General features: G+C 49.2%; 20 protein-coding genes and 1 riboswitch. Of the genes, 6 read left to right on the top strand and 14 right to left on the bottom strand.

The annotated features are described in order from the left end of the window. Positions 1-10: 10 nt before the first annotated feature. Both mfd and pth read right to left on the bottom strand, forming a co-directional pair. Positions 11-3,544, bottom strand: a complete 3,534-nt coding sequence (mfd, locus tag FFM79_RS10955; RefSeq protein ID WP_137643518.1) for a transcription-repair coupling factor — start codon at positions 3,542-3,544, stop codon at positions 11-13. Positions 3,545-3,558: 14 nt separating this feature from the next. Next, the gene (gene pth, locus FFM79_RS10950; protein ID WP_137643517.1) at positions 3,559-4,116 is read right to left on the bottom strand and encodes an aminoacyl-tRNA hydrolase; all 558 of its coding nucleotides are present in this window, start codon (positions 4,114-4,116) and stop codon (positions 3,559-3,561) included. Positions 4,117-4,459: 343 nt separating this feature from the next. Here pth and FFM79_RS10945 point away from each other — a divergent pair, with 343 nt between their 5' ends. From FFM79_RS10945 to cbpA, 3 genes are all read left to right on the top strand, one after another. After that, positions 4,460-5,419, top strand: a complete 960-nt coding sequence (locus FFM79_RS10945) for an L-lactate dehydrogenase (RefSeq protein ID WP_137643516.1) — start codon at positions 4,460-4,462, stop codon at positions 5,417-5,419. Positions 5,420-6,179: 760 nt separating this feature from the next. Continuing rightward, positions 6,180-7,574 (top strand): L,D-transpeptidase family protein, encoded by a 1,395-nt coding sequence (locus FFM79_RS10940; protein ID WP_137643515.1) that lies wholly within the window; start codon positions 6,180-6,182, stop codon positions 7,572-7,574. A gap of 155 nt (positions 7,575-7,729) precedes the next feature. Next, positions 7,730-8,368, top strand: a complete 639-nt coding sequence (cbpA, locus tag FFM79_RS10935; RefSeq protein ID WP_137643514.1) for a cyclic di-AMP binding protein CbpA — start codon at positions 7,730-7,732, stop codon at positions 8,366-8,368. A 134-nt stretch (positions 8,369-8,502) separates the two neighbouring features. Here cbpA and FFM79_RS10930 read toward each other — a convergent pair whose 3' ends face one another. The 10 genes from FFM79_RS10930 to FFM79_RS10885 all read right to left on the bottom strand — a co-directional run bounded on the left by FFM79_RS10930 (position 8,503) and on the right by FFM79_RS10885 (position 18,863). After that, positions 8,503-9,021 (bottom strand): QueT transporter family protein, encoded by a 519-nt coding sequence (locus FFM79_RS10930; protein ID WP_137643513.1) that lies wholly within the window; start codon positions 9,019-9,021, stop codon positions 8,503-8,505. Between the two features lie 7 nt (positions 9,022-9,028). Next, positions 9,029-9,073, bottom strand: a riboswitch (PreQ1 riboswitch). 206 nt (positions 9,074-9,279) lie between these two features. Next, positions 9,280-9,678 (bottom strand): type II toxin-antitoxin system PemK/MazF family toxin, encoded by a 399-nt coding sequence (locus FFM79_RS10925; RefSeq protein ID WP_137643512.1) that lies wholly within the window; start codon positions 9,676-9,678, stop codon positions 9,280-9,282. A 370-nt stretch (positions 9,679-10,048) separates the two neighbouring features. Beyond that, positions 10,049-11,176, bottom strand: coding sequence for an alanine racemase (alr, locus tag FFM79_RS10920; RefSeq protein WP_137643532.1), 1,128 nt, complete (start codon positions 11,174-11,176; stop codon positions 10,049-10,051). Continuing rightward, complete coding sequence (acpS, locus tag FFM79_RS10915; RefSeq protein ID WP_137643511.1) at positions 11,176-11,538, bottom strand: holo-ACP synthase; 363 nt, start codon at positions 11,536-11,538, stop codon at positions 11,176-11,178. Before acpS ends, alr begins: the two co-directional genes overlap by 1 nt. Positions 11,539-12,156: 618 nt before the next feature. Continuing rightward, positions 12,157-13,731, bottom strand: a complete 1,575-nt coding sequence (gene cshA, locus FFM79_RS10910) for a degradosome RNA helicase CshA (RefSeq protein ID WP_137643510.1) — start codon at positions 13,729-13,731, stop codon at positions 12,157-12,159. 253 nt (positions 13,732-13,984) lie between these two features. Continuing rightward, entirely contained in the window at positions 13,985-15,373 is a 1,389-nt protein-coding gene (locus tag FFM79_RS10905) for a UDP-N-acetylmuramoyl-tripeptide--D-alanyl-D-alanine ligase (RefSeq protein WP_137643531.1), read from the bottom strand. Positions 15,374-15,708: 335 nt separating this feature from the next. Then, positions 15,709-16,497, bottom strand: a complete 789-nt coding sequence (locus tag FFM79_RS10900; protein WP_170177448.1) for a hypothetical protein — start codon at positions 16,495-16,497, stop codon at positions 15,709-15,711. 69 nt (positions 16,498-16,566) lie between these two features. Next, on the bottom strand, positions 16,567-17,463 hold the full coding sequence (gene htpX / locus FFM79_RS10895) for a zinc metalloprotease HtpX (RefSeq protein WP_137643508.1): 897 nt from the start codon (positions 17,461-17,463) through the stop codon (positions 16,567-16,569). A 17-nt stretch (positions 17,464-17,480) separates the two neighbouring features. Then, positions 17,481-18,035 carry a LemA family protein gene (locus tag FFM79_RS10890; RefSeq protein WP_137643507.1) on the bottom strand — a complete coding sequence of 185 codons (555 nt, stop codon included), beginning with the start codon at positions 18,033-18,035 and terminating at the stop codon, positions 17,481-17,483. Between the two features lie 114 nt (positions 18,036-18,149). Beyond that, positions 18,150-18,863: a class A sortase gene (locus FFM79_RS10885; RefSeq protein WP_137643506.1), complete on the bottom strand. Its 714-nt coding sequence runs from the start codon at positions 18,861-18,863 to the stop codon at positions 18,150-18,152. Positions 18,864-19,049: 186 nt separating this feature from the next. Between FFM79_RS10885 and FFM79_RS10880 the strand changes: the two genes are divergently transcribed. The 3 genes from FFM79_RS10880 (at position 19,050) to FFM79_RS10870 (ending at position 21,338) form a co-directional block, all read left to right on the top strand. Next, the gene (locus FFM79_RS10880; RefSeq protein WP_225424443.1) at positions 19,050-20,195 is read left to right on the top strand and encodes a baeRF6 domain-containing protein; all 1,146 of its coding nucleotides are present in this window, start codon (positions 19,050-19,052) and stop codon (positions 20,193-20,195) included. A 152-nt stretch (positions 20,196-20,347) separates the two neighbouring features. Continuing rightward, positions 20,348-20,680: a PadR family transcriptional regulator gene (locus FFM79_RS10875; protein ID WP_137643505.1), complete on the top strand. Its 333-nt coding sequence runs from the start codon at positions 20,348-20,350 to the stop codon at positions 20,678-20,680. Further along, a complete protein-coding gene (locus FFM79_RS10870; RefSeq protein ID WP_137643504.1) occupies positions 20,673-21,338 on the top strand; it encodes a DUF1129 domain-containing protein in 666 nt (221 codons plus the stop codon). The genes FFM79_RS10875 and FFM79_RS10870 overlap by 8 nt, the downstream gene beginning before the upstream one ends. Before the next feature lie 523 nt (positions 21,339-21,861). Here FFM79_RS10870 and FFM79_RS10865 read toward each other — a convergent pair. Beyond that, positions 21,862-22,107, bottom strand: a complete 246-nt coding sequence (locus FFM79_RS10865; protein ID WP_137643503.1) for a type B 50S ribosomal protein L31 — start codon at positions 22,105-22,107, stop codon at positions 21,862-21,864. A 122-nt stretch (positions 22,108-22,229) separates the two neighbouring features. Next, the gene (rho, locus tag FFM79_RS10860) at positions 22,230-23,522 is read right to left on the bottom strand and encodes a transcription termination factor Rho (protein ID WP_137643502.1); all 1,293 of its coding nucleotides are present in this window, start codon (positions 23,520-23,522) and stop codon (positions 22,230-22,232) included. Positions 23,523-23,524: the final 2 nt, after the last annotated feature.

Genomic DNA, 23,524 nt, shown 5'->3' with positions numbered 1-23,524 from the left:
CTTCTACCGATTATTTACTCGGTGCTGCGGCCCGTTGTGCCGGTGTTAGAATTTCTCCTAACTGCGTCACAAACTGAGCCAACTGCTCCAACCAAACGCTTTGTTGCATCCGTGGTTGGATTACTAATTTAACCTTCATTTTATCATCATCAATTCCGACTGTCGCTTTTAATTTCGTTTTTGCCAACGCCTTAAAGATATCTTTAGTATCCAATTTAGCCGTTCCCTGCTTCGAAAGCGTTAAATGTAAGTTATCATCGGTACGCTGAATCTTTTCAATCAAAGCGTCATCCGCTAGCATCTTCAACTTACCAACTGCTAACAAACTTGCCACTTCTTCTGGATAGTCGCCGAAGCGGTCGATTAAGTCAGCCTGCACTTCCAAGTACTGGTCGTTATTTTCTAACTGGCGAATGCGCTTATAGATTTCAATTTTTTGGCGTTCATCCGCAATGTAAGTAGTCGGTAAGTAAGCTTCAACTCCCAACTCAATGGTTGCGTCCGTGCGCACTTTCGCTTGCTGGCCGCGCTTCTTAGCCACGGCTTCGGAGAGCATCTGAGTATATAAGTCGTAACCAACCGAATCGATAAAGCCATGCTGTTGCTTACCAAGTAAGTTTCCGGCCCCGCGAATCGACAAATCGCGCATTGCAATCTTAAAGCCCGACCCCAGTTCGGTGAAGTCCTTGATGGCTTGCAGGCGCTTTTCGCCAACTTCAGTCAGCACCTTGTTTTGCTGGTAGGTAAAGTAGGCGTAGGCTACCCGGCTGCTCCGGCCAATTCGGCCCCGGAGTTGGTAAAGTTGGGACAAGCCCATCCGATCCGCGTTTTCAACGAACAACGTATTGACGTTCGGAATGTCGACCCCCGTTTCAATAATAGTGGTCGTCACCAGCACGTCGTACTCGCCACGGATAAAGTCATACAAAATACCTTCGAGTTGGGACTCGGGCATCTGGCCATCAATGTGGGCGACCGCCGCGTCGGGCACCAACGCCTTGATCTGTGCGACCACTTTATCAATGTCGTGCACGCGGTTATGCAGGTAAAAGACCTGCCCGTTACGTTGCATTTCGCGCTCGATTCCCTCTTTAATAACGCCGAAGTTTTGTTCCATGACGTACGTCTGAATTGGGTAGCGGTTAGTCGGCGGCGTTTCAATCACGGAGAGGTCCCGAACCCCGAGCATTGACATGTGCAGCGTTCGCGGAATCGGTGTCGCCGTCAGGGTCAACACGTCAACACTTGCTTTCAGGGACTTCAGCCGTTCCTTATGCTTAACGCCAAACCGTTGCTCCTCATCAATAATGAGTAATCCGAGGTCAGCGAAGCTAACGTCCTTTGAGAGCAGGCGGTGGGTGCCGACAACAATATCCAGTTCACCATCTTTCAATTGCTGAACGGTTTCCTTCATTTCCTTAGTCGTCCGGAACCGTGAAAGCATCCCGACGTTCACCGGGTAACCTTCAAACCGGTTCAGCATCGTTTCGTAGTGTTGTTGCGCTAAAATTGTTGTTGGAACGAGGAACGCCACCTGCTTACCAGCTTCAATCGCCTTAAAGGCCGCCCGTAACGCCACCTCAGTTTTCCCGTAACCAACGTCACCGACCAATAGGCGGTCCATCGGTTTGGGCCGTTCCATGTCGTGCTTAATTTCATTAATACTGCGCAACTGGTCGGGCGTTTCCGCGTACGGGAATTCATTATCAAAATCATCCTGATAACTATCATCCGCCGGGAACGCGTACCCCTTTTCGGCTTCCCGCTTGGCGTACAAGTCCACCAGTTCGTCCGCGATGTCCTCAATCTTCGCGGCAACCTTGCGCTTAGCCTTCGTCCACTCGGTTCCACCTAATTTATTGATCTTCGGCGTCTTAGACTCCGACGAAACGTACTTTTGCACGAGGTTTAACTGGGTAACCGGAATAAAAATCTTGGCATTGTTCTGATAAGCAATCGTAATGTAGTCCTGATGGACCCCGTCCACTTCCAAGGTTTCCATCCCAACGTACTTCCCAATCCCGTGATTGACGTGAACCACGTAATCCCCCGGTTTGAGATCGGTATAACTCTTTAAGCGCTCCGCATTGGCCAGCGTCTGCCGCCGGGGGCGTTTCTTGGTCACTTTTTTAAACATTTCCTGTTCAGTCACCACTACTAGGTGGCCGTCCGGAAATTCAAACCCGTTTTGCAAGCGCCCCTGCACAATTTGGACGATGCCCGTCTGCAAATTAGTCGCCTTGGTCATCGTCGCTTCAATTTCAAAGTCATCGAGGGTGTCACTGACCTTTGTTAACCGCTCAGCCTCGGAAACCATCAGCACCACCGTCTGTTTTAGCTGCCGCCACCGGTCGAGTTCCGTTTTAAGCGTTGGTAACTGGCCGAAGAACTCCTGCATCGGCCGGGTCCGCACGTTGGTCACCTGCGCGAGCTTCACGTTCCCAATCCCCTTTTGGAAAAGTGAGATCAGTAATTGTGCGTGCCGGTCTTCGCGGAGTAAGTCGCGAATTTCATTGCCATACGTCGCCGACGACAGCACTTGGTGGTGCGCCAGCTGGTCAGTCACCCAGTCGGCCTCCTGCGTCAATAACTGTTGCTCACTATCCAGAATCCGGGAATACTCGTCAAAGACGACGACCCCGTTCTGGTTCACGTAGTCCAGCAGGCTCGTCTTTCGCTCGTATAAATAATCACCATATAATAGTAAGTCGTTGCTGATCAGACCCTTTTGCATATCCGCAATCGGCTGCGCCAAGTTGTCCATTAACGCCTGCTGATCAGCTGGTTTTAACTGCTTTTTTTCAGTTTGCGCGGCCGCTTTGAGCCGTTCAGCCCCCCGTTGGAGCATCGCCGTCGTTAAAATCAAATCAGTTGCGGGCAACACGGTAAACTCTTGCAAGTTATCAATTGAACGCTGCGTCGCCGGATCAAAGTATTTCAGGGTATCGATCTCAGTGTCAAATAGATCCAACCGCAACGGATAATCCGCATCAAGTGGATAAATGTCCACAATTGATCCCCGGACCGCGTAATCTCCGGGTCGCGCTACGAGTTGTTCTTTGGCGTAGCCCATGTCGTGTAAACGAACCTGCAACTTAGCCAGATCAACGTCGTGGCCAACCTGTAAGTTTAAGGTTGCCGCTTTAAATTGATCAACCGGCGGCAAAAAGCGTCGAGCTCCGGCAACCGACGTTACAACGATGGCCGGGGTCGGCCGCAACAGCGCGTTCATGGCTTGCACCCGTTGCGCGCGGTATTCCGGCGAACTCGTCGCCACCTCAGCCGCAATCATTTCTTCGGCCGGGAAAAGGTAGACCTGATCATCCGCCAGTAATCCCGCTAAATCGTCCACCATTTGGCTCGCATGAAAGCCACTGTCCATCACGATTAACACCGAGTGATTCAGCTGGTGAAAAAGGGCGCTGACATACGCCGTCCGCGCCGAGCCGTTTAACCCGGTTACCAGTTGGCGGCTACCGGGACTAATCGCTGCTAAAATGCTCTGAAAATCGGGAGTCGTCTGGATAATTGTTTCAATGTTCATAAAAAGGTCCCCCGTTAGTTATACTGATTCATGACCGCCGCAAAATCATTAGTTGTTAGCCAAGCATCGACCGCGGCCAGGGTCGTCAACTTAGCGTCCTCAAACTGTTTTAATTCCGCCGGGCTAAACTTACCCAGCACGTAATTGACAACGCTCATCTTTTGCGGATGATCGATGCCGACTTTCGCCCGTTTAAACTGCTGGTCGCCTACGTGACTAATGATGCTTTTAATGCCGTTATGACCACCCGCAGAGCCCTTCTGTTTTAAGCGGACCTTTCCGAGTGGAAGGTCTAAATCATCGTGGATGACTAGTAAATCGGCGGGGGCAACGTTGTAATAACTCATCAGTGGTCCGACCGCCCGACCAGAATCGTTCATGTAAGTTGACGGTTTCACAAGCAGGACTTTTTCACCCGCTTGAAAGGCCGTTGCGACCTGGGCTTCAAACTTACTCGTCTTAAAGTCCGCGTTTAACCGCTGGGCCAATTCATCAATTATCATAAACCCAACGTTGTGGCGCGTCTGGGCGTACTTGGTTCCAATATTTCCTAAACCGACAATCATTTTCATTTCAAGCAATTTCTCCTATAACTTTGGCATACGAAACAGGGGGTTGAGACGGCCGTCCCAACCCTGTTTGTCTGGATTTTAGCATGAATCCCTTTAAACGAGATTAACCGTGCTAATTTTAACGATTACGTTCGCACAAATCAACTATGCGCGCGTGCGGTAAGTAGCAGTGCGAATTAAGTGCAGTTAGTATACCACAAACCAAATGTAAACGCCCGTGACAAATACTTTGTTAATTACATAACAATTTCATTAAAACCCAGCGATTTTTGACGACAATTAAGCGGTTACCATGGTATAATTTACCCGTTAGGAAACAAATTTCATTACGAGAGGATGACCTATTTTGTCAAGCACAAACCACCAAAAAGTTGTATTAGTCGGCGACGGCGCCGTTGGCTCCAGCTACGCCTACGCAATGGTACAGCAAGGACTTGCTGAAGAATTTGTAATTGTCGACGTCATTAAAGATCGGACCTTGGGCGACGCCCTCGACCTTGAAGATGCTCAAGCTTTCACCGCTCCAAAGAAAATTTATTCCGGTGAATACTCAGACTGCAGTGACGCCGACGTCGTTGTTATCACTGCCGGGGCACCTCAAAAACCAGGCGAATCACGGTTAGACTTGGTTAACAAGAACATGAAGATCCTTTCTTCCATTGTTAAGCCAATCGTTGATTCCGGTTTCGACGGTATCTTCGTAGTTGCTGCTAACCCAGTTGATGTGTTAACTTACGCAACTTGGAAGTTCTCCGGGTTCCCAAAGGAAAAGGTTATTGGTTCCGGGACTTCCCTCGACTCATCCCGTTTACGGGTTGCTTTGGGTAAGAAGTTTAACGTTGACCCTCGCTCGGTTGACGCCTACATCATGGGTGAACACGGTGACTCCGAATTTGCAGCTTACTCAACTGCAACGATTGGGACAAAGCCCGTTAAAGTTCTTGCTAAGGAAAAGGGCGTTTCTGAAGACGACTTAGCTAAGTTGGAAGATGACGTTCGGAACAAAGCTTACGAAATCATTAACAAGAAGGGCGCAACCTTCTACGGTATCGGGACTTCCCTGATGCGGATTTCTAAGGCCATCCTCCGTGATGAAAATGCCATCTTACCAGTTGGCGCTTACATGGACGGCCAATATGGCTTGAACGATATTTATATCGGGACACCAGCCATCATCAACAGTAACGGGATTGGCGAAATTATCGAATCCCCACTTTCAGCTGATGAATTAAAGAAAATGCAAGACTCCGCCGCAACCTTGAAGAAGGTCTTAAACGACGGTTTAGCTTCACTCGAAAACTAAACAGTTTTAAATTACGGGAAGCCGGCGGATGCCGGCTTCTTTTTTTAGAGTGCTCGGGACCAGCGGGTTGACCTTGAGCATTGCCTAGCTAAGGCGTTGTCGCGGGCTATGCGATGGCGGCTTAGCGTAGCAAGCACAGCCGTCAGCTGGCCCCGAGCACGTTTCGGCCATAAGGCATAGGCGCGTCCGGGGTTTGGCATTATGTTCTTAGCGTAGTAGGCGCAGGCATCAGCTGGTCCGAGCACGTTTCGGCTGTAAAGCATAGGAGCGCCTGGGCTTGGATTGTTTGACTTACGGGGTTAAGCGGAGCCGGCTGACTTTTGGTGCACGTTTCGGCTGTCTTGCAGATATTGAGGCGTTGTCGCGGGCTATGCGATGGCGGCTTAGCGTAGCAAACACAGAGGTCAGCTGGTCCCGAGCACGTTTCGGCCATAAGGCATAGGCGCGTCCGGGGTTTGGCATTATGTTCTTAGCGTAGTAGGCGCAGGCATCAGCTGGCCCGAGCACGTTTCAGCAAGCAACCGCCATTAATATTTTATCTAAAAATAAGCAGCAACTAATAAATCGAACAATCTCCGACCCGGGACCCCCGTTAAGAGCCCCCCTTCACTTGACGGGTGCGGTTCCCAGCCCCTTTCATCCAATTATCATTATATTAATATTTACGCCATTTTCATCACGGTTTCCAGCCCTAGAATTTGCACTGTTTCGCAATCTGTTATATGGTGAGATTATTAATATTACTGGAGGCAATCATCCCATGAAACATAAACGTGGGCTCGCCATTACCGGTAGCATCTTCGCCGTCCTTTTGCTCGGCTACGTTGCCACTAGTCTCGTTTGGCAGCACCAACAAACCTTTCTGGCACATACCGAAATCGCGGGTGTGGACGTCAGCGGCAAAACGGCTAAAGCCGTCGCGCCGAAAGTCAACCGCGCCCTTGAACACCGCACTTATCGAATCGTTGAAAACGGTCAAACCAAGTACTCCTTTACCAGCCATTCAGCGGGCATCACCATTAATACTCGCCAAGAATTAACCAAACTCGTCAATCATCAAAATTATTGGCGCTGGCCACTTTCCCTACTTGCCACGGCACATGCCGATAACGCCGATACGGTCGGTCAATTAAATATCGGTCAACAAAGCATGCAAACGTTGATGCAAAAAATCAACGCATCGGCCAACCAGACGAACCGAACTCAAACGCAAAACGCTAAGTTAGTTTATCAAAACAACCGGGTCGCAATTCAAAAAGAAGTTCAAGGAACTGAATTAGACCAAGCCAAATTGCAGCGCGTGGTTCTAAAAGCCATTAGCAGCGGACAAAGTCAGATCAACTTGAAGGACGCCTACGTCACACCAACCATCACGAGCACCAATGCTCATTTGAAATTGGCCCAGCAGAAGACTCAGCCGTACGCCCAAGAAACCGCAACGTACAACATCAATGGGCATAAATTCAACGTACCGAACGCAACCATTTTAAGTTGGCTTCAAGTCAGCAAAGATGGCAAAGTCAGCCTCGACAACGCCGCCGTCAAAACTTACGTTAACCAATTGAATGATAAGTATCATACTTATCATACGACCCGGACGTTTAAGAGTACCAACCGCGGGGCCATTAAAGTTAGTGGCGGTTTATACGGCTGGACGATTCGGACGGCCGCTGAAACGAAAGCACTGAGCGCCGAAGTGCTAAAAGGTAAGTCCTTTAGCCGCTCACCGCTGATCAACGGTTCTGGGTATAATAACCACGGCACGGATATTGGCAACACCTACGTTGAAGTTGATAAGACTAGTCAGCACATGTGGGTCTACGTCGACGGTCAGGTCAAAGTTTCAACCGACGTCGTGACCGGGAAACCGGGCGGCCACGAAACCACGACCGGGGTTTGGTCGATTTGGAACAAGGAACGCAACTCAACCTTGAAGGGTCAAAATGACAACGGCTCGAGTTACGCGCAGCCCGTTTCCTACTGGATGCCGTTTGATGACACGGGTCAGGGCCTTCACGACTCCCCGTGGCAGCCCAAATACGGTGGCACTTGGTATAAAAGCCACGGTTCTCACGGGTGCGTTAATACGCCCCCTTCGGCAATGAGTAAAGTCTATAACGCCGTACCAGTGGGCACCCCCATTGTCATTTTCTAATTTAAATTTAATATTCACTCAAGCCGTCCTAAAACTGATTAGGACGGCTTTTTGATACTAATCTTAACCTCAGCAGAGCCAATCTGCCCCACTAATGGTTGCGTTTTATGGTATCATTTATTAAAACAAACTAATAAATCTGGGGGATCAACACTATGCTATTAAAAACGCTCGTTAAGCCTAAAGAACGCCTGACAACCGTCACCGCCGACGCCACTTTAGAAGAAGCCTTAAAAGTCCTCGAAGATTCCGGTTTTCGTTGCGTTCCGATTTTAGACGAAACTGGTCACATCTTCCGTGGAAATATTTACAAGATGCACATTTACCGGCATAAATCTCGGGGTGGCGACATGTCGCTCCCGGTTACCGCGCTCCTCAAGAACGCTACCAAAACGATTCAAGTCGACGCCGCGTTTTACAACGTCTTCTTCTCAATCAAGGACTTACCGTACATTGCCGTTTTGGATGAACACGGCTACTTTTACGGCATCCTAACGCATACTCGCCTACTCGACATGCTTTCCCAATCATGGAACGTTAACGTCGGTAGTTACGTCTTAACGGTCGTTTCGATTGGTGAACGTGGTGACCTTGCCGCAATGGCCAAAATCATCACTAAGTACACTTCAATTGCCGGCTGTTTAACGCTGGACGTTCAAAACGGTACGCTCGGTCACCGGACGCTCTTTACCCTTCCGGAAGACGTCGACACCGAAAAGTTAAAACGGATTACCGACAACTTAAACCGCAAGCAGTTTAAAGTTATTGAAGTCGAAGACTTACAGGCTGAATAGTTTAATCGCAAGTACCAAAAAAGCTCGAGCAGTCGCTCGGGCTTTTTTTGATACTTTATTAATGTGGTGTCCCAGTCAGCTAGTTACCCCCGCCACTGGTGGCAGTGTAAACTAACAGCCGTTACCACTTAAATTTAGCGCGTTGAAGCTTGCATGCGGTCACTAAAATGTAAGACCCGGTCAAGCGCGTACATAATTGGTGCCGTAATGGCCATGATAATAAATTCAGACAGGGCGGTCGTCAAATACGTCGGCCAAAAAGCAACCCCGCTACTCATTAACGTAATCATCAACGCAATCATAAACATTGAAACCGTGAATAGGAGCACGTTTAACACCATTCGTTGCCCCACCGTTTTCAGTTTCGGTGCAATCCACGTTAAAACCAATAACGATAATAAGGACTGGCCGCCACCAAACAACACGTTTAACAGACTCGCTCCCGGGCCAAACGCATCGAATAAAATGACACCGGCAACGATGCCCCAGACGTACTTGCGATTAAATACCGCTAAGTGGTTCAGGCCTTCCGAGACCCGAAATTGAATGGCCCCCGAAGCTAAGTTAAAAGCCGCTGGCCCCACCGACAAAACGATGTACATTGCCGCGACCAGGGCGTTAATAATCCATGGGCGAATTTTTGATTCAGTCATGCTTGCGTTCCTCCTAGTTTTTTTCCGTGGGATGGTTCCGAACCACGCTAAATGCAAAACGGTTTTCATCGTAGCACGCTCACCAGCCGGGCGCAAGCGCCAATCGCCGCCGGAACCGCCTTCACGACAAAAAAAGTTAGTCCGCTCAGCGGACTAACTTTTACCTGCGAGCCTTTGACCAGCTCCCATGATACTTCGGCGGCTACCAAAGCACCTAATATGTAAAACGAACTACCACTCCAACCAAAATCCGGCACCCTAAGACTGGGCGCTACGTTGCGGCCGTGACCGCCGCCGACGTCGATCAACGAGCCCGACACTGATTTGCAAGGCACTGTCGACCCGCCGCATCGTTTGTTCGTCTAGGTGCGTAACCCGATCCTTTAACCGTTGCTTATCAATCGTGCGAACCTGTTCTAACAGGACGACCGAATTTTTCTCGATCCCGGTATGCGCTGCGTTGATGTTGACGTGCGTCGGCATCTTCGCTTTTTGAACCTTCGCCGTAATCGCAGCAACGATTACCGTTGGACTGTAATGGTTCCCGACATTGTTTTGCACAATCAATACCGGGCGCATTCCGCCCTGCTCGGACCCGACAACTGGTGATAAATCGGCATAAAAAATATCACCCCGCTTAATGTCAGTTGCGGCCATCGCCTCATCTCCCTTTATTCTGGCGTGCAAAACGCCATTTTCCAGTATTTCACGCTGGCAACCGACCCCGTACGCTTATTCTTGCTAATCATAATAGCATGAAGTTTCCGTACTTAGCAACCGTTTACTAACGCTAACAATCCGTTCAATATTACTCACTGAACGGTTAAATATTCAAAATACTTATATTAACACTTCTATAAGTGTATCATAATGACCACAAAAAGCGGCGGTTTTCGAATTAATTTACATTGGTTAACCAGTTTTCCGGGCCTACCGGCAATTAATTTCTTAATAAAAAAAGCGCCACAACGCCCCCCGGCAGTTGTAACGCTAACTTGCTAACCAGCCCACGTAAGCCGGAAGCGTACTAATCTTGATAAATGCGTGGAACCCGTGGCGCTAGCCCACAAGCGATTTCGTAGTGAATCGTGCCGCAGTAATCCGCAACGTCTTGTAAAGTAATCTCATGGTCACCGTCTCGGCCAATCAATGTAACCTGGGTTCCAACCGCTACTTGGGCTGGTAACCGCACCATTAATTGATCCATGCAGACCCGGCCAATCACTTCACAATACTGGCCATTCACCAGCACGTGGAATCCTTGTAATCGGCGTTCGTAACCGTCGGCATAACCAATCGGCACCGTCCCGACCCACTCGGCTCGATCAGCCGTATAAGTTGCCCCGTAACTCACCGATTGGCCCTTCGCTAAGCGTTTCACAAAACTCAACTGCGCCGTCAAACTTAGTGCGGGGGCTAACTCGTACGGTGCCGCTAACGCCGTCCCGGATGGATTCAATCCGTACAAAGCGACCCCAAACCGGACGACGTTTCCGTTGCAGGCCTGGTGCCATAAACTCGTCGCCGAATTGGAAACGTGAACGTAGCGGGGAAGTTCCCCGACCGCCGCGATCAGGCGTTTCCATTGGTTAACTTGGTGCGTGAAGTAAGTGTCGTCTGACTGATCAGCCGTTGCGAAGTGGGTAAAGATGCCCTCAAAATCAAACTGTGCCGTGTGCGCCCGTAACCAGGTGACCGTCCGCGCTAAATCCGCGGGAGTTTGAAAACCAATGCGGCCCATGCCGGTATCAAGTGCCAGGTGGACGTGGATTGGGTCCGGGGTTGCGTTTGCCGTCAGAATTTTTTCCGCCGTCTGTAACCAATCAAGTGAACCAACCGCTACCGAAATGCGCTGCTCCGCAATTAACGGTGCGTATTCCGGTTCCGTGATTCCCAACACTAGGATTGGTTCCGTAAACCCGGCCGCGCGCAGTGCTAAGGCCTCGTCCAAAATTGCCACGCAAAAGCCGGTCGCCCCGGCCTGTTTAGCTGCCTGCGCTACCTGCAAAATCCCGTGACCGTAGCCGTTCGCCTTAACAACGGCCCACAGTTCGGTCAGCGGATCCTTGCGCGCCATTTCCATTTCAACGTTATGCTTAATTGCCTGCAGATCAACGGTGACCTGCGTGTGGCGGTGTTCCCCAATTACAACCATCACGAATTGCCTCTTTCTAAAATGACTTGGGTCATCACAAACTGATCCGTATGCGAAATCGAGATCCACGCGGGTCCCGAATACGGGTGGCGGGTGATGACTGGCTTGCCCGCCGGATTATCTAAAATTTCAATGTCTTGAAAGCCAACTTGCGCACCAATACCAGTGCCGTAAGCTTTACTATAGGCTTCCTTCGCAGAAAAGCGGCCCGCTAAAAATTCCGCCTGGCGCTTAGGACCGTAGCCCGCAAACACCCGCTGTTCCGCTGGGGTTAGGACCTTTTGCGGAAACTTAAGCCCGGCAGCCACAATTTTTTGGATCCGTGCAATTTCTGTTAAATCAATGCCAGTACCGTAAATCACGGGACCGCCACCTTTCCGTTCTAACTTTTAAACAATGGATGTTTCCAATGTACCACAGCCACCGCTAGGTTAAAAGGGGCCGTAAACGCAACCTTTTCACATCAAGGTGAAGGCCGTTTCACCAGCGGTGGTCGCTTTTAGTGGCGCTGTACTAATTTTCGGGGGCCTTGCCGCCAGCAGCGGGTGTAACCGGGTGGCTGGAACACTGCGGGCATCGATTTGAGCTCACTCAGAAAAACCACTGAGCAATCTCAAATTCGAGCCTTATTCTAAGCCGGAAGCAGCCCACTTCCGGCCAAGAATAATTTCGCAGTTGAGCCATGGTTACACCCGCTGCTGGCTAGATTTACCTTCATATGAAGTTTTGCGGCGTAATTTAATAAATCTCAATTGATGAAGCTGTTTCCGTAGAACGATTACTAAATTTAACGTAATCTTGCTTGCTATTTTGCTAGTCACAACGAACTGATTGGCAGTCTTCTTAGCAAATTAACACCAAATATCACAGACCCCTTTTAGTTTAGCACGTCCGCCCACAAAAAAAGCCGAGCTCACGCTCGACTTTTTCCGTTTCAAGCGGAATCAACCGCCTGCATTTGTCATTTCAATTCGTTAACTTTAATCGTTAGTCCGAATCGTGTAGCTCCGCTTAGAACTTTGCTTGCGGCCGCTATCATGGTTCCGGTTACTGCTGCGGTTATCATCGCGGCTCCGACTCTTGTAGCCGTTGCTCTTCCGACCGCCGCGACCGTGGCCGCCGTTCCGATCGCGGTTCCGCCCATTATGGGAATAACCACCGCGACCATGGCCGCCACCATTCCGATTCCGGTTACCCCGGTAACCGCCCCGTCGATTACCACCGCCCTTATGGCGTGGTAATGGACGTTCTGGCGTAATCTTAACTGGAACGGCGGAAGCGTCGTCCTTCGTTAAGTCGTTTAATAACGCGGCAACCAAGTCAGTTGCATCATACTTTTGTAGTAATTCCGCAGCTTGTTCAGCGTACTTGTCAGTTGACGTCTTCGCAACCAGCGTATCAACATCCGCTTCTGCGGCAACTAATTGGCCGGCAAACGCTTCTGCTTCAGTTGGTGGCTTCAATGGTAACATCCGCTTCTTGGTCAATTTTTCAATGACCCGCAAATATTCCATTTCGTTTGGCGTTACGAACGTCAGGGAAACCCCTTTGTGTCCGGCCCGACCAGTCCGGCCAATCCGGTGAACATAACTATCTGGATCTTGTGGAATATCGTAGTTATAGACGTGGGTCACACCAGAGACGTCCAGTCCCCGGGCAGCAACGTCAGTCGCAACTAGGATATCTAACTTACCAGCTTTAAATTGCCGCATGATTTGCGTCCGGCGTTGTTGACTTAAATCACCGTGAATCCCAGCGGCGTTATAGCCCCGCGCTTCAAGGCCCTTCGATAATTCGTCGACCCGGCGCTTCGTCCGACCAAAGACAATCGTTAATTCTGGCGCCTGAACATCGAATAAGCGCGTCATAATGTCGAACTTTTCGTATTCCTTAGCCTTAACGTAGTATTGGTCGACCGTATCAGCGGTCATTTCTTTAGATTTAATTTTAACGTGGTGCGGTTCATTCATGAACTGAACCCCGATGCGCTTGATTTCTGGCGGCATCGTTGCGGAGAACAGCATCGTTTGGCGTTCATCCGGTACTTGTTTAATAATTGATTCAATGTCTTCAAGGAAGCCCATGTTTAACATTTCGTCGGCTTCATCAAGAACTAACATCTTAACGTGGTCCAACTTAACAGTCCCACGCCGGATGTGGTCTAATAACCGACCAGGGGTCCCAACGATGACTTGGGGATGTTGTTTTAAGTTTCTAATTTGGCGACGAATGTCCGCGCCACCATAGACAACTTGGACTTTCGCCCGTTCGTCCTTACCCAAACGGAAGATTTCTTCTTGCGTTTGGATGGCTAATTCACGCGTTGGTGAAATAACTAACGCTTGGATATTATGATTATCAAAGTCCAAACGTTGTAGGATTGGTAATGCAAACGCGGCGGTCTTCCCAGTCCCGGTTTGTGCTTGTCCAATCACGTCTTTTCCTTCCAGCACCATCGGAATGGTTTCGGCTTGGATGGGAGTGGCTTCTTCGTAACCGGCCCGCTGAACTGCTTTAAGTAGGCTATCGGTTAAGCCTAATTCTGTAAACTTCAAATATGTTTCCTCCTAAGGATGACACCATGGGATTACTGACAGCTAGGAAAAAATCCGTTCCCCGTAAGGCGCTATCATGTAAGCCAACGGTCTGACTTTCAAATGGTACAACTGAATCATCATACACCGGTTATCTTAAATAAGCAAGCAAGACCACTGACAGGAAGCGGTTACGCAACGCTAGCCTAAATTTTGTTAGCGTCACCATCGCCGTTTTCCTGCGAGCGGTCTTGTTAAAAGCACGGTTTAATTTTTATTTTTCGGCGTGGTCAACTAATGCGGCCAGCACGTTTTCTAAGTGAATCCCGTGACTCCCCTTCAATAAAACCAGGTCGTCTGCGTTCACCGCCGCGGTTAAGTCGGCAATTAGTTGGGGCTGCTCCGCCGTTGGATAGTAATGGATCGCCGTTTCTGGATAAGTCGATTGCAACGCCTTAGCAAGCGCCTGCATGTGTTCCCCGTTCAGGTACACACTTTGAATCGTCGTCGGGTCCAGCTCACTCGCTAGACTCACGTGTAAACTGTCGGATTGGTCCCCCAGTTCCAACATGTCACCAAGTACCGCAATCCGCTGACCCTTAGCTGGAACCGCACTAAAGGCGGCTAACACGCGCCGAGCCGCAGTTGGGTTGGAATTATACACGTCACTCAGAATAGATTCACCCTGCTGCCCCGCTAACCATTCCGTCCGGTTTTCAGTTGGGACAAAGCTAGCCAGCGCTTGCTTAGCCGCGTTCGGGCGGATGTGGAACGTATCGGCAACCAATAGCGCCGCCAACGCGTTATTAACATTATAAGCACCCATCATGGGAATCGTGTACGGTTCATCCGGCCACAGGCTCGCGGTAAACTGGGTCTGCGACTGACTCGTCGTGACCGCACTCCCCGCCAACGTATTGCTTGCGTCTAAACCAAACGTCCGTTGATGTTGTTGCACCGCTTGGGCCCGCGTTTGGAGTAGGGGTTCATCCCCGTTATAGATAAAGGTGCCGTCTTCTTTCAGGCCGTGCACAATTTCCATTTTCGCGTCCGCAATCTTATCCCGGGTCCCAAAAAACTCAATGTGGGCTTCGCCAATCATCGTAATAACCGCAACGTCCGGCTGCACAAGCCGGCTCAGGAAGTCGAGTTCGCCGAAATGGTCCATCCCCATTTCAACGACGACCACTTCGGTATTCGGTTCCATACTCAGTAGCGTAATCGGAACCCCAATCTGATTATTAAAGTTCGCGTGCGTCTTGGTGACGTTAAATTGGGTTGCCAAAACGCTCGCAATCATATCCTTGGTCGTTGTCTTCCCGTTACTACCCGTAACCGCAACCACCTTCGGATTAATTTTCTGTAAGTAATAGCGTCCTAATTGTTGCAACGCCGCCAGCGTATCGTCTACTAAAATCACCGGCAAGTCACTTGGTGCTTGGTCAGCGTGGTCGTTAGCCCAGAGGGTCGCCACGGCGCCGTGGTCAATCGCACTCTGGATAAATTGATGACCATCGTTAGCGCCAACCAACGGAATGAATAAGTCGCCGGATTGGAGCTTGCGACTATCAAAGGACACCCCCGTCACGTTGACGGTTGGCCAAGCCTGTTCAGCATTGGTGGCCTGAACGGCTTTAGCGATTTCGGTAACTTGCATCTTCATATAAATTAAACGCTCCATTCGTGGTTCCCACTTCTGCGGGAACCCTTTTTTGACTAAAGTTGCCACTTTCTCGAAAGGTAACCTACTCACAGGTTACTCGCAATAGAATTATACCACTTTCATTTCAAGAATGTTGCCGCTACTGGCGGATTCGCGCCAGAACGGGGCTACCTAGCGCCACTACCTTGTTCAGTGAACAACAAAATGGTCACCGTCCTAAAGGACAATCACCATCCGTATTCATCAGACTATTATAATATTAGTTGAACTTGACGGTATCGCCCGCCCATGAAGAAATTCAAATCCCCTCTTAATATGCCCTTCAGGCCCAGCTCTTACAAGTGGTCCTCAAACGCGTGCTTATCGTGGATTTGTAAGCCCCACTGACTGGCAGACAAATTGAGGGTTAAGGTCGCAACGTTGTGAGTCTTACGCCGTTCATCCGTTCGACTGGGATCAAAGACTTCAATCGTATCGTTGATAGTCTCCGTATGGACCGGTACTAGTAACTGCCGCTGGCGAACCATCGCCTGATCAAAATAGATAAAGAGCCCGTCTGGCATCAGTTTGACCAGTTGTTTTAAAATGGCTTCCGGGACAACCGGTACCTTGAGCGAACGCATAAACATCCGGCGACCATGGTACGCCGCCAACGCGTGGCGCACGATTGCCGCACTCAGAACGTGACTAAACGCTGAAATATAGTAAAAATAAACCTTGATACCGCCGTTTCGTTGTTCCAAGAAAACGTAGTGGTTCCGTAATTTGTAGTTAAACGGCGAACGAATTGGACGATTCATATGGCCTAAGTACAATAATTCCGCAATTTCAGTCGCGGTTAAAAAGTCCAGGTCCCCCACTTCGTCGTAGTCTAACCATTTCACTGGTAGCTCATGGCGTTGTAACAGGTAGCGACGAATCTCGTTTTCGTCATTGATCACGTTCAGACCGGTGTGAGCGTTAACGGCGTGCTCTTCATCATCAATCCCAACGAGCGAGACAAGGTTGGCCGGCAACCGTTTAATGCCGTGCACAAAATCACTCTGGTCAATCCCGTATGCAAAGACTAAATTATCAAGTTTTTCTAAATTGGCGTAAATATATCTGCGTTGCAACCGTCTCACTCTTTCAACTGTCTATTTAATCTTATTATAATCCGATATTACATTAATCGCAGTTATTTTATTACCTATTTACATTTTTCTTAACCGGGCAATTCGGTCTGCCGTATCCGGATGCGTCGCAAAGAGGTGCGTCCAGGAACGCTTCTTAAACGGATCCGCAATGTAGAGGGCCGCACTACTTGGATCAGCCTGTTGCATTGGCTGACTCGCGTCAATTTTCTCCAGGGCCTGAATCAAGCCCAACGGGTTACGCGTCAGCTCAACCGCTCCGGCATCCGCTAAGTATTCCCGGTTACGTGAAAGGGCGAGCTGTACCAAGCTCGCTGCCAGCGGCGCCAACACAATGACCAGCACTGCTAGTACCAGAATCAGCACTTGCATCCCGTTACCGCCTTCGCGATCATCATCCCGGCGCCGACCGCCGCCCCACCAAAAGGCGTTTAAGCCCCAGTTAACCAACAGGCTAATGGCGGCAGTTAATGCCAGCGCAATTGTTTGTAGCCGAATATCATAATTGCGTACATGGGTCATTTCATGACCAATGACACCTTCCATTTCTTCGCGGTTCAACCGGGCTTGAATTCCAGTGGTGACCGCAACCGCCGCGTGAGCCGGATTATTCCCGGTAGCAAACGCGTTCGGGCTTTCATCCTCGATAATAAAGACCCGGGGCATGGGCACTTTGGCAACCAGTGCCATGTCCTCAACGATGTGCCAAAGTTCAGGGTCATCGTCAGCCGAATGAAGTTCGCGGGCGTGATTCATATTCATAACAACGTCGGTTGATTGGCTAATCATGAAGACCATGTAGCAGACGGCTACGATGGCAGCCATAAACAACCCGGCCCCAACGCTATTAAAAAAGACGTAACCAACCGCGGCCCCAATTAACGCGACTAACATAACAAAAGCGGCCATCACGTACAGTGTGTGCCGCTTGTTACGGGCAATTTGCTCAAATAGCATGGGCAAGAACCTCGATTCTAAAACGAAACATTCGGTGCCGCCTTTTCAGCTTCCGGTACGGCCAAAAATTCGGCCGCTTGAAAATGATGCACGTTGGCAATCAAGTTCGATGGGAACTGTTGAAGCTTCATATTATAGCTCGCCGCACTCGAATTAAAGAGTTGCCGGGAATAGGCAATCTTGTTTTCCGTATTGGTTAATTCTTCCATTAGCTTGCCAAATTCTTGGTTGGCTTTCAAATCAGGGTAACTTTCAGCTAATGCAAAAATGCTCTTTAACGAATTCGTTAATTGATCAGAAACGGCCATTGCCTGTTGGTGATCCGAACTCGGAACTTCCGTTAATTGATTACGGAGTGAGATAACTTCTGCGAGCGTACTCTTTTCATGCTTCGCGTAACCCTTCACCGTGTTAACCAGATTAGGGATCAAGTCCGTCCGCCGTTTCAATTGAACATCAATTTGACTCCACGCTTCTTGCGTATACATCCGCGCTTTAACCAGGCCGTTATAAATAACAACGTAAATGGCAATTAGCACTAAGACGACCGCAACAATAACTAAGGTAACCATTAAGTAACCTCCTCTAAGTAAGTGACTGACGTACAAACAACTGTACGTGCTAGCTAATCTTATTGTACCGTGAACGAATTGGAAACGATACGCTTTTACAAAAATGTAACAATGTTAATATTTGTTATTAAAATGACTTGAAAACGCCTTCTGAACGGTTGCCGGGGCGCGGTTAAAGGCCCATTTTTGGACGTAAGTCCCCTGAATCATCAACCGCCCCGCACCAGTTTTATCGCACGTAATCAGGGTCACTAGCCGCTTCCCAGCCACATCGTTAATCACTTGAACATCGGTGGCTTTAATGAACTGGCGCGTCGTCGTCTTATACGCGTAAATCGTCGTGGCGTCGGTCAGGTAAATCATCTGCCCCACTTCACTTCGATAGTAGAGGGGACTGAATAGCGCGCCGTGCTTGACCATGTGATGCCCAGCTAACGCATAGTTGCCCGTCCCTAACTGCTGATCAGCCTTCATCGTCCCCGCTGACAACGCTAACGTTGCGTTGCTAACGCCGCGACCAATTGGCAGGTACAGGTCAATTGAAGGAATCGCAATTGAACCGACTACGTTAACCGCCTGCTTATCAATGCGGGCCTTCGCCACCGTTTGGAAATCCAGCGACTTAACCTTCGAAAAATCATAATCTGCTTGCCGGGTCTTCTTCTGCTTATTCTTTTTCACCGTCGTTTTCGAAACCGTTGGTGCGTACGAACTCACCATCCAGCTTTTAATTTGCTCGTTAAAAATCAGGACCAGTGAAATGGCGACTAAAATGACGAAGACGCCCCGCCCAAGCCACTTTAATCCGGAATGTTTTTTCTTCTGCACACGCCCGCCTCCCAGCGAATAATTCCAGTTAATCTACAGTCACTATACCTTAATTTCCAATCCGAAGAAAGTCAGATTCTCGACTTTTTGCAATTAATTAACACTTATAAAAATCATAATATTTGCACTATTTATAATTTATCACGTATAATGTCCATAATCTTAAACAGAAAGTAGGTTGACCCGATGACAACCATTAAAATTCAAACGCGCCATTCCCTCAACACGCTGATGCAGCAACGGGATACCGGGCCGTTCGTTTCACTCTATGTCAATACTGTTCCCGGCCTGCAAGCCGCTAACCGGCAGCGTTTACAGTTCAAGCAACTGATTAGCACCGCTGAACAGCTGTGGGGCCGCCACTTTCCGCAAACGGACTTTACACCTTACCGTGAGCAATTAACCGCCCTGCGGCGTAGTCCTGATTTTTGGAAAGAACACGTTCAGGCGCAGGCCGGCATTATTGTCAACGCTGAACAATGCTTCACCTTTGATTTACAGTACCCCACGACTGAACAAGTCATCGTCAACCGCATGCCCGCAATTCGCCCGTTACTAGCCGACCGGCAGCATCAGTTTGACTTTGACCTTCTCGCCTTAAGTGAAGACCGCATCCAACTCTACCAACAACGGCACGGTCAATTCGCAATCACCGAACTACCGGCGGACGCGCCGGTAACGTTGCGGGGAACCCTGGGGACTGAAAAACGCGGTGGCGACCTCAACTTTAATTCCAGCCCCGTCCACGGCGTTAATTATCACGGTCACAACGCGAAGGCCGAAGAGCGGGCCGTTGATCAACGCAACTACTACCTGCAAGTTGCTAAGTTTATGGACAATTGGTCAAAACGGACGCAGCGTCCCTTAATATTAATGGGGTTACCGCATAATCAGGCCCTTTTCCGGCAACTAACGCAGAACCCCCACCTGTCGGCCGTTCTCAAAATTGACCAGTCGCCCAACAATTTAAGCCCAGCCGCCGTTCTAACGGCCACGACACCGGTTCAATCGCAATGGCACACCCATATGGCTGACATCTTGCTTGCGCGTTACGATCAAGCGATCGGCCAAAAACGCGCTCTCGCCGATCCGTTTGATATGATTAAACCCGCCTTAAACGGGCGCGTTTCAACCTTAATTGTGGCCGCGGACGCTCAAGTTGACGGTACGATCCCGGCCACCGACGTAATGCTCACCGAGCCGCTAGCGTTACCAGACAACTTAATCGACGACCTCGTCGACGTGGTGATGGCCGCTAACGGGCAAGTCCGAATCATTCCAGCCGAGCGGATGCCGGCTAATACCAGCGCACTCGCAATTTTGCGGTACTAGTGCTAAGCAGAGACCGTGTCTTTTGGCACGGTCTTTTGTGTGTCTCCGAATATTAATCGTCAAAACGGGCGTTACTAGTTTGCTTTACAACCTAGTTAACTAATGCTACACTAACTATGTTCTTAAACAACCTAGTGAAAGGTGGCGATTTATTGAAACAGAGCCAACTTATTAAGGGCGTCCTGGAGGGGTGCGTTTTAGCGACCATTTCTCAAGGCGAGGTTTACGGCTATCAGCTCATTCAAGCCCTCCGTCAACACGGCTTCGACTCGTTAGTCGGTGGCACGCTTTACCCGCTCCTAGCTAAGCTCGAAAAAAACGGGGCCGTTACAAGCGTCATCAAGCCGTCGCCGGATGGTCCGAACCGTAAGTACTACACGTTAACGTCCGCTGGCCTGACCGCGTTACACGCGTTCGAGCAACAGTGGACCCAACTGAAACACCATACTGATCAAATTCTAGCCGAGGTGCAATCCAATGACTAACAACCAGCAAACGCTAACCCAAATTAACCAATTAAAACAACGGTTAGCCGCAAACGACCAGCGTTATTTCGACGACTTACAATTATACCTCTCAACCGCGGGCCTTTTTTACAACGAAACACAGCTCAATCAACAACTTTTAAACATGCTCCTCGATTTACGTGACGCCAACGCCGACGGTCAAAGTGCCATTGACTTTTTTGGTAACGATCCGCAGACGATGAGCAACGAAATTATTAAACAGTTACCGACGCCTAAATTACGTGATCAATTAAGTTTTATTAGTATTATCATCGGGATTACGTGGCTATTTCAATTGCTGTACAGTCGCAATACCGCTGCCGGGATGCACTTAAACATCATTGCACTAGTAATCGTACCCATCATTGAAGTTCTGGCAATTATGCTTATTTTTCGCGTTTTACACCACAGCGTTTACGGGGCGCCTAACCGGAAGTGGCTCGGCTACGTGCAAACCGCGTTAATTTTTAGCGTAACGGTGGGCTTAATGTTGGCCTTCACTAACCTGATACCGTTGGGGTGGACTTTGCTCATTCCGAGTCCTTGGAACAACTTACTGTTAACTTTGATTGCAATTATTGCTACGGGAACCCTGGTCTTCGTTCTCTCCCGGTACCAACACCGTAAGAACCACTAAGGATGAGAGTGTGCCAAAAGTCGGTTAGCTGGTGAGCATTAACGGCGTAAGGCGAATAATCCCGGGTTTGGATTGTTTGACTTACGGGGTTAAGCGGAGCCAGCTGACTTTTGGCGCACGTTTCGGCTATTAACATGAGGCAACGCACAAGAGGCTATACCAATTGCAATTGATATTGCCGCCAGCAGCGGGTGTCACCGGTTGGCGAAAACACTGCGGGCATCGATTTGAACTCACGGGGAAACCCACTACTGGCTAGACTGGTCATAATACTGAGTACCACGGATGACTTTTCTACGTCTTGTCAATAGGAATACTGTTAGTACGTATTAATCAGTGAAAATGCTTTTTGCGGAACGCTTACTACATTTAATTAGATTAAACATAATCTTACCTGTTTATTTTGATAATTACAGCAAATTTGGCGAAAGTTCAACTGATGACCTTCTTAACCGACCAACACCACATATCACAAAATACAAAAAAAGCCCTCCAGCAAGCTGGAAGGCTTTTATTCGTATACTTATTTGAGACCGTATTTCTTGTTGAAACGATCGACCGCACCATCGGCTTTGGTGAACTTTTGCTTACCAGTGTAGAATGGATGTGAGTCGGAAGTAATTTCAACCCGGATCAATGGGTACGTGTTACCGTCTTCCCATTCAACCGTTTCAGCTGACGTTGCAGTTGAACCAGAGATGAATTGCTTACCAGTCGTTGAATCTTGGAATACGACTTGGTGGTAATCTGGATGAATTCCTTTTTGCATTGTATTTCGCTCCTTTGCCCTGAATCATTTGCTGAAACAGAGATTATCATTGTTTTAATCAACGAGTAACATAGTAGCATGCTAACGCGGTCCGCGTCAAGCAAAATCCGGTTTGACCGGGGCTAACGTCGCGGCCGGCGGGAACTTTGCCCGTTAAATTTCAAACCGGCTAAATCGTGTAAAAACTCAGTATTCGTCTTAGTATGCTTCAAAAATTGCAGTAGTTGTTCGGTGTATTCCAACGCGTTGCCGGTCATCGAACGTCGAATTTGCCAAACCGGCTCAAGCGCCGCGTGCCCAACGAGTAGCTCTTCTTTCCGGGTGCTGGATTGCTTAATATCTAACGCCGGGAAGACCCGCCGGTCCGCGAGTTCACGCGATAACTGTAGCTCCGAGTTTCCAGTTCCCTTAAACTCTTCATAAATCATATCGTCCATGCGACTACCAGTATCCACCAGGGCGGTGCCCAAAATGGTCAAGCTACCGCCCTCCTCAATGTTCCGCGCGGAACCAAAGAAGCGCTTCGGCTTGTAAAAGGCCGTCGGGTCAAGGCCACCGGAGAGCGTCCGGCCGCTTGACGGAATGACCAAGTTATAGGCCCGCGTTAACCGCGTAATTGAATCCAGTAAGATAATGACATCCTGCTTATCTTCAACTAAGCGGCGGGCACGTTCTAAGACGAGCTCAGCAACCCGCACGTGGTTTTGCGGCTGCTGGTCAAAGGTGGAACTGACCACTTCTCCCTTGATTGACCGTTCCAGGTCGGTCACTTCTTCCGGCCGCTCATCGATCAATAACATAATTAACTTGGCATCTGGATAATTTGTCATAATACCGTTAGCAATGTTTTTCAACAGGGTCGTTTTACCAGCCTTAGGCGGTGCAACGATCAGCCCCCGCTGACCAAAGCCCAGTGGTACGAAGGTGTCAATCAGCCGCGTCGACAAAATGGTACTGGTTGTCGATAATTTAAGCTGACGTTGCGGATAAAGCGGCGTCAAAGCCGGAAAATGGGGGCGTTGCTTGGCTTCGTTCGGGTCCTTCCCATTGACGGTTCCGACCCGCATTAAACCGTAGTACCGCTCATTGGTTTTGGGCGGCCGGGCCTGCCCAGCAACGTAATCCCCGTTTCGAAGACCAAAGCGGTGGATTTGCGACTGTGAAATATAAATATCTTCCTGCGAAGGGCCGTAATTAATCGGACGTAAAAAGCCGTAGCCTTCCTGACCAATAATTTCGAGAACCCCTTCCATTTGGACAAATCCCCGTCGCTTATCTTGGGCCCGGAGCACGGCTAACGAGAGTTCTTTCTTATTCATCTGGGAATAATATTGAATTTTGTAGTCGCGAGCAAAGCCGTATATTTCCTTCAGCGTTTTCTGCTCAAGGTCATGCATCGTTAAAATCTTTTCCATTA

The sequence above is a fragment of the Lactiplantibacillus modestisalitolerans genome (genome assembly GCF_005405425.1).
GTDB classification, from domain to species: domain Bacteria; phylum Bacillota; class Bacilli; order Lactobacillales; family Lactobacillaceae; genus Lactiplantibacillus; species Lactiplantibacillus modestisalitolerans.
The sequence above is the reverse complement of the archived record's forward strand: the minus strand, read 5'-3'. Positions and strand labels throughout refer to the sequence as shown.